The organism is Paenibacillus sp. E194 (assembly GCF_000935845.1).
Lineage (GTDB): Bacteria > Bacillota > Bacilli > Paenibacillales > Paenibacillaceae > Paenibacillus_B > Paenibacillus_B alvei_B.
In genome coordinates this window covers 22,718-29,171 of record NZ_JMDX01000055.1, presented here as the reverse complement: position 1 = coordinate 29,171, position 6,454 = coordinate 22,718, and the positions used below count along the sequence as shown (strand labels likewise).

The window sequence follows — 6,454 nt, the reverse complement described above, 5'->3', positions numbered from 1 at the left end:
CCACATGGCAGCAGGGCATACTCAGACAGTACCCAAGGCAATGCTGCGAATGAAATCTTGAGCACATCTAACCCGTTGCCGCTCGCTGCAAGGTGGTTCGTGATATCAATATCTGCATATGTTACATCTAACTCCGGGGCACCCGGTATAAGTCCATGCGCCCAAGCATGGAAGACAAACGTATCGTTCGGACACGGGGAATAGGCGATTTTCATGATTACAGCACCTCCACTAATACTGCGCTGGCAGCTTCCAATGCATCCAGCGCTTCTTGAATCCGCCAAGCGGCACGATTGCGCGGGCCGACGGCATTCGATATCGCGCGTAGCTCCAGTACGGGCAGACCGAAATCTTGCGCCGCAGTTGCTACGCCATAGCCTTCCATGGCTTCAACGGCTGCTCCAGGCACACGTTCTGCCATTTGGGCCGCGGTTGCAGCTGTGCCTGTCACGGTTGCAACCGTGAGCACAGGGCCGGAACGTGCTGGCAGATTCGCTGCTTGCAGTGCTGTCGCTACTTGAGCGACAAGCCCAGCATCGACAGGAATGCGTGCAGAGCCGAAGCCAAGCTCGTCCAGACTGAAGAATCCCTCTGAGGTCTCCGCACCTAGATCTGCGGCGACGATGTCGTTTGCGACGACCAATGATCCAATCTCAGCTTGTCCGGGAAATCCTCCGCCGATACCGGCACAGATGACAAGCCGATAGTTGGATGAACCCTCACTTGCAAGCTTCCGAGCCGTCCGGGCTGCGGCCGCTGCGACACCCACGCCACCGAGAATGACGTCATATTGAGGATGATGCTGAAGGCCGCGCAATACGGCATCCCGCTCTGCTGCGACAGAGGTCACAATTAGAAAGCGGCCCTCTGTTGGCTGTTCGGCAGCTTCAGCTGCACTAATGACAGATGAAACCGCTGCTGAGGTATCCTTCATTTCCTTCATCATGTTGGCTGCTCCTTTATGATACAAGACAAGCGTTTCACACACCGTCTATCGCATCGAAAAAATTCTATATCGATTTACTTCCTTCAAATTATCTTCTTCCTCAACTTCTGTAAAGAGGGGATTTATTGTGTAAAGGGGATAATCTATGCTTGCTTCTTATCTTATGTTTATACTAACATATCATAGGATGGTTTATGAATAATAGCATTTACGATTACCAAGTGGGCTCAGGAAAGTGAACAGGTTTTCCACAGTGGAAGCAGCGGTATATCAGATCAATATCGGTTATGATATTGTAGGGCATGGAATGACTGATGCCGATAGATGGATCAAAAGCAGGCAGATGATTGTTCGGAAGGAGTGGAATACAAATGGACGCACGTCGTTGGAGCGAACAGCATGAAGTATCATCTGATAACTGTGATTACAAGCGCGATTGTCGCTTGTCGACATTAATGGAGTGGATGCAGCGAGCAGGTGATTCCCATCTTGCATCGCATGATGTATCCATGGACGAATTGGTAGGCAGCGGCATGGCCTGGATGCTGTTGACCGTGGATTTGGAACTGATGAGAATGCCGAAGTACGGAGATGTACTTCAGTTGGATACATGGCATAAGGGAGCGAGAGGCGTTCAGTGGCTGCGTGATTATGTGGTCTATGATGCAGAGCATCAGCAAATTGCTCAATCCCGTACGACATGGGCACTTGTTGATCTGAATAAGCGGCGTATTCTTCGGGCATCCGCATTTCCTTATGATGTTCCTGTCAATAATGAGGATTCTGTGGGGGAGATGCCTGAGAAGGTTGTCATACCAGAAGAGTCCTCTCTTAGCCTCGCTTATACCCTCCACGTAAGACAGAGCAGTATTGATATGAACGGCCATTTGAATAATGCCAGATTTGCTGATATATGCTTGGATACGATGACGCAAGAGGAATTGGAACGAGGTGTGTCGCGCTTCCGAATTACGTACCATAAGGAAATCATTCTCGGGGATCAAGTAGATGTATACCGTTCTACTGGTGAAGCGCTGAATGCAGACCGCTGCTTTATTCGCGGACAAGCTTCGGATGGCAGTACGCTGTTCGATGCTGAGGTTGTTTATCGAGAAGAATAGCTGCTGAATAGATGGTGCCGGGGATTGGGGAGCGCTAACGTTGCGCTCCTCTTCTCCGTGACAACGACATCAATCGTCAGATTTATCGGATTACGTCGGCTAATTGACGTTATTGTCGAAAAAAGACATCGTCCTCAAAAGGATGCTATGATACTATATTCCTGAATTTGGATTTTTTCACCTTGGGGAGAGTGCAGAAATTGAAAAAAATAATGACAGCAGTTCTAGGGATAGCCTTAACTTTTACATTCATTACACCACATGGGCAAGCTCACGCAGATGCAAGTTCATATGGGGTTATGGATACGAAGGCGTACCGTACTTACGTTCCGATACGCTATTTGAGTGATAAGCTGCACTATCAAGTGACATGGGAGCCTACGAGTAAGCGCATAGAGGTGGTAAGCGACGATAATTATCTGGAGATGACATTGGGTACGACACAAGCATATGTCAACGGAATGAATACGGAGTTGGAAGCAGCCCCATTCCGAGCAGGGGGGACGACTTATGTTCCAGTTCGGTTCGTCAGCGAAGCGATGAATCTGTCTATGGAATGGGACAAGAACGGATCACTTGTCCACTTTTGGAATGGGGACAGTCATGTTCGCTTGCCTGTTGTCTCGAAGCAGCGGATCAACCAAACATCGTCGATTGAGAAGAGCTGGCGAGCATTCAAGGTCGGAAGCAAGCGGGTGACGACCACGATGCTGACCATAAATCTGCTGCATCCTCATATACGTCTCGGCGTAGGAGTGGGTTACGGAGGAGAGGGCTCGGTCGATAACCTCAAGCATATGGCAAAACGTAATTATGCAATCGCTGCGATAAATGGGGGCTACTTTGATGCCTATTCCAATTCGAAGGTGAAGGTCCCGTATGGCTATGTAGTTAGAAACGGAAAAATGATACATAATGGCTCTGGCGATAAACGAAGTGTGCTTCTGTTCACGAAAGATAATCAAATAGAGATGATCCCGGGGCCATCGTTCATAGATCGATTCCAAGAAGGGGATGTATACGGTGCTTTGCAGGTAGGGCCGCGTCTTATTACAGACGGCAAGATTACCGTTAATCTGAAGGGCGAAGGCTTTAAAGATCCGAAAATATTGAAGCACAGCAGCATACGCAGTGCGGTTGGTATAACAAAGGATTACAAGCTAATGATCTTGACTACATCCAGCGCTACGATTCCAGAGCTTGCTAAAGTGATGAAGCAGGCTGGCGCTTATCAGGCGATGAATTTGGATGGCGGAGCATCAAGCGGCCTTTATTACAATGGAAGATATATGACATACCCTGGGCGGAACATTAGCAATGCGCTGCTCATTTTTAAATAAAAGACGTACTGAAAAACAGCCGCAAATTGCTATATTAGCAGAATGCGGCTGTTACTCTATCTACGAATCAATCTACCTTGGCTCCGTATGCTCTAGCAAATGCAACGGCTTGAATCATATCAATTCGGACTTTGGTAAGTTCCAGTGCTTTGAAGTTCACTCCGTTCATCTCAGCTCCTCGCAAATCTGCACCCGCCAATTTGGTTTTGGTGAGATTTGTACGGGTTAGATCGGCATCCCTTAGGTCAGCCTTCTCCAGCTTGCTTTCAGTTAGGTCTGCCTCCATGAAGCGAACACCACGCAAGTTCTGCCTCGTTAAGTTCGCATGGCGCATATTCGTATACGACCAATCTCCTCCGATAATCGTTATGCCATCCCATAATACATTGGTGAAATCCGTTCCTACCATTTTGCATTCTGCAAATTTGGCCGCGAATAAATTCACTCCTGTGAATCGGCAATTCGTAAATGCACTGTGCGTGTGTGTAGATCCATTGAGCACGGCTCCGGTGAAATCACAGTCAATAAATTGGCAGCTTGTAGTTATTGCTCCATCCAATTGTGCACCTCGAAAGCGGCAGGAGGTAAATATGCAATTGCGAAGCTCAGACTCGCTCCAATTGACATAGCTGAAGTCGTTGCCGTTGTGTTGTTCTTCTATATAAGTTGTCATAAGGATACTCCTTTGTAGATTTCATACGATATCGTTCATCTATTCCAGTAGTTATCGTAACAAGGAAATCTACCTGTTTGCAATGATGCAACTATTAAGAGGGGACACATCATTGTGTGGTTGTATCCACGTAAATATAGGTTCAATGGATAAAACCATGAAAAAATACATTCGACATTCTTTTTTCGACAGTCATCTCGCTATTGTTTGTATATACTTTCTCTATGTCTTTTCCCAGCCATAGATCGACACAGAAGTAGCATGAACAGGTATTTTCAACAAGATCCATGTAGATTATTATATTTTTTGGAGACGCATATTAGAAATGGTTATATTTCCAGATTCTAAGAAGGACTTTACATATTTTTGTTGAAGTATTGCCCATATCGGATATGGAATGATCCTTGAATACATACAGGGGTGTGAAATGGGATTTAAAAACTGGTTCACGCGAGGTATTTTCATAGGCCTCATTATATTGGTTATTGGAGCTATAACATCACCTTCTCTATTATCCACTCAACCAGAACCCTCTAAAATAACGATTACCCAATGGGATGTAATATGGGAGAAGCAGCAAAGTGCATGGAAGGACATTGTAAGGAGAACAGAGGGATGGGAGACAATTGATCTTCAATCAAGCGTCCCCCTAAAACCACAAAGAAGCCAATCTGCTTGGTATCGAATTTCTCTCCCTCCTGTCCATTGGGATCAACCTGGATTATACATAAGTATGTTATATGGATTTAGTGTAGATGTATATTCGGAGGAAGGAAGAAGACTATATCACTCTGCACGCGATTATGGATCAGATGTTTTTCAGGTCTTAGTACCGATTAAGCCCTCTTCAAGCGAACAGCATATCTACATTCGCGCTTCTTCAACAGTTGAACGGATAGGAATCCAAAAACCAGTTATTATTGGCGATTATCAGGACATCATTCGAGATTATGCGAGTCAAGGACTTATTGATATCCTGCTAGGAAGCTCCTTGATATTTGTCGCTCTCGTGATGTTCATCTGTGTTTTATGTCTCCGCAACATTGACTTACCGAGCTGGTTGTCTCTGAACATCGTTATATTGTGTGCGGGTATTATTATGATTACGCACTCAAAATTTATTTATATTTTCTTCGGAGAGTATGGAAGGATTACTGTTGGTTTATTCGATATTGCTATGCAATTCCTCTTTCCTGCTTTAACCTATTATTTTGAACAAATTACTGGTCCCGGGCCCTACTCGCTGACTTCAAAACTCCGAAAGTTTCAAATAGGGTATGGAATTATTATGATTTTGGGCGTGATTTTCATTTACCCTTTGAACAATCAATTTTATGGCATCTTTTATTTTCTTACTGTTACTATGTATGCCATTATGATTGTTCTGCAATTGTGTTTGCTAATTGTTTTATCTATTGTATATGCTGTCCGAAAAAATATGGATGCAATCTTGTTTGCGATTGGCTTTATTGTTTTTGCTGTTGTGATATTAGGAGAATTGGTTTGGTTTCTGTTTCGATCCGGTCAATATGAACTTACTATTTGGAAATGGGGCGTTGTAGCGTTTGTTATCGCCTTCATTATGATTATGGGCAGACGAATTGTTGCCACTCATGAAAAAGTAATTGAATATTCCAAAGAGCTAGAAATGTATAACGGCAAGCTGCAGCATTCTGAAAAGATGCACATCATCAGCGAACTTGCAGCTTCGGTAGCCCATGAAGTCCGTAATCCGCTCCAAGTAACCAGAGGATTTCTACAGCTTATGCGAAACCTTTCGAATGACAAAGAAAAGGAATACGTAAAGCTAGCCTTAACGGAGCTTGATCGTGCTTCAGAAATAATCACTGATTTTCTGACTTTTGCGAAACCGGAGCTTGAGAATGTCGAGGTTTTGAATGTTGGGGAGGAGCTTAGGCAAATAGAGGGGATACTTGTTCCGCTCGCAAATATGCAGGGTGGCGTATTCGAGCTTGACGTGGAACAGAATCTGTTTATTTACGGAAACTCCTCTAAGTTCAAGCAAGTATTTATCAATCTGATTAAGAACAGCATCGAAGCACTGCAAGATGGCGGAACGATTCGAATAGAAGGGGGGGAGGAAGAAGGGAACGTCATGATCTGTATTCGGGATAATGGCGTAGGGATGGACAAGGATGAGCTAGCACGTCTTGGCGAGCCCTATTTCTCGAATAAGACGAAGGGAACTGGGCTGGGGCTGATGGTAACCTTCCGCATTGTTGAGGTCATGCAAGGAAGCATTTGGTTTCATAGTGAGAAAGGGAAGGGAACCGAGGCGATTGTGCGTTTTCCTTCCGCACTGGAGCAGCCTCCCATTTCGCTTCATAGTGGAGCTTAGTAGCTGATGCAATAG

7 protein-coding genes are annotated in these 6,454 nt (G+C 45.1%); 4 read left to right on the top strand and 3 right to left on the bottom strand.

Going from position 1 to position 6,454, the window contains the following annotated elements; all coding sequences use genetic code 11:
• Nucleotides 1-215 (bottom strand): MqnA/MqnD/SBP family protein (locus AZ66_RS10230; protein WP_044354745.1); only part of this gene is annotated, 215 nt, incomplete at its 3' end.
• A 2-nt stretch (nt 216-217) separates the two neighbouring features.
• Nucleotides 218-946, bottom strand: a complete 729-nt coding sequence (locus tag AZ66_RS10225) for a futalosine hydrolase (protein ID WP_044354744.1) — start codon at nt 944-946, stop codon at nt 218-220.
• A gap of 235 nt (nt 947-1,181) precedes the next feature.
• Between AZ66_RS10225 and AZ66_RS31850 the strand changes: the two genes are divergently transcribed.
• From AZ66_RS31850 to AZ66_RS10215, 3 genes are all read left to right on the top strand, one after another.
• A complete protein-coding gene (locus AZ66_RS31850) occupies nt 1,182-1,349 on the top strand; it encodes a hypothetical protein (RefSeq protein WP_161627389.1) in 168 nt (55 codons plus the stop codon).
• The gene (locus AZ66_RS10220; RefSeq protein ID WP_021261623.1) at nt 1,318-2,067 is read left to right on the top strand and encodes an acyl-[acyl-carrier-protein] thioesterase; all 750 of its coding nucleotides are present in this window, start codon (nt 1,318-1,320) and stop codon (nt 2,065-2,067) included. The genes AZ66_RS31850 and AZ66_RS10220 overlap by 32 nt, the downstream gene beginning before the upstream one ends.
• A 191-nt stretch (nt 2,068-2,258) precedes the next feature.
• Entirely contained in the window at nt 2,259-3,407 is a 1,149-nt protein-coding gene (locus tag AZ66_RS10215; RefSeq protein WP_231586815.1) for a phosphodiester glycosidase family protein, read from the top strand.
• A 67-nt stretch (nt 3,408-3,474) separates the two neighbouring features.
• Here AZ66_RS10215 and AZ66_RS10210 read toward each other — a convergent pair whose 3' ends face one another.
• Entirely contained in the window at nt 3,475-4,080 is a 606-nt protein-coding gene (locus AZ66_RS10210) for a pentapeptide repeat-containing protein (protein ID WP_021261621.1), read from the bottom strand.
• Between the two features lie 733 nt (nt 4,081-4,813).
• Here AZ66_RS10210 and AZ66_RS10205 point away from each other — a divergent pair.
• Nucleotides 4,814-6,439, top strand: a complete 1,626-nt coding sequence (locus AZ66_RS10205) for a sensor histidine kinase (RefSeq protein WP_231586814.1) — start codon at nt 4,814-4,816, stop codon at nt 6,437-6,439.
• Nucleotides 6,440-6,454: the final 15 nt, after the last annotated feature.

What these genes read in the sequence shown, in the direction of transcription:
- AZ66_RS10225 (WP_044354744.1), bottom strand. Translation starts at nt 946, where the DNA reads ATGATGAAGGAAATGAAGGATACCTCAGCAGCGGTTTCATCTGTCATT.
- AZ66_RS10205 (WP_231586814.1), top strand. Translation starts at nt 4,814, where the DNA reads ATGTTATATGGATTTAGTGTAGATGTATATTCGGAGGAAGGAAGAAGA.
- AZ66_RS10220 (WP_021261623.1), top strand. Translation starts at nt 1,318, where the DNA reads ATGGACGCACGTCGTTGGAGCGAACAGCATGAAGTATCATCTGATAAC.
- AZ66_RS10210 (WP_021261621.1), bottom strand. Translation starts at nt 4,080, where the DNA reads ATGACAACTTATATAGAAGAACAACACAACGGCAACGACTTCAGCTAT.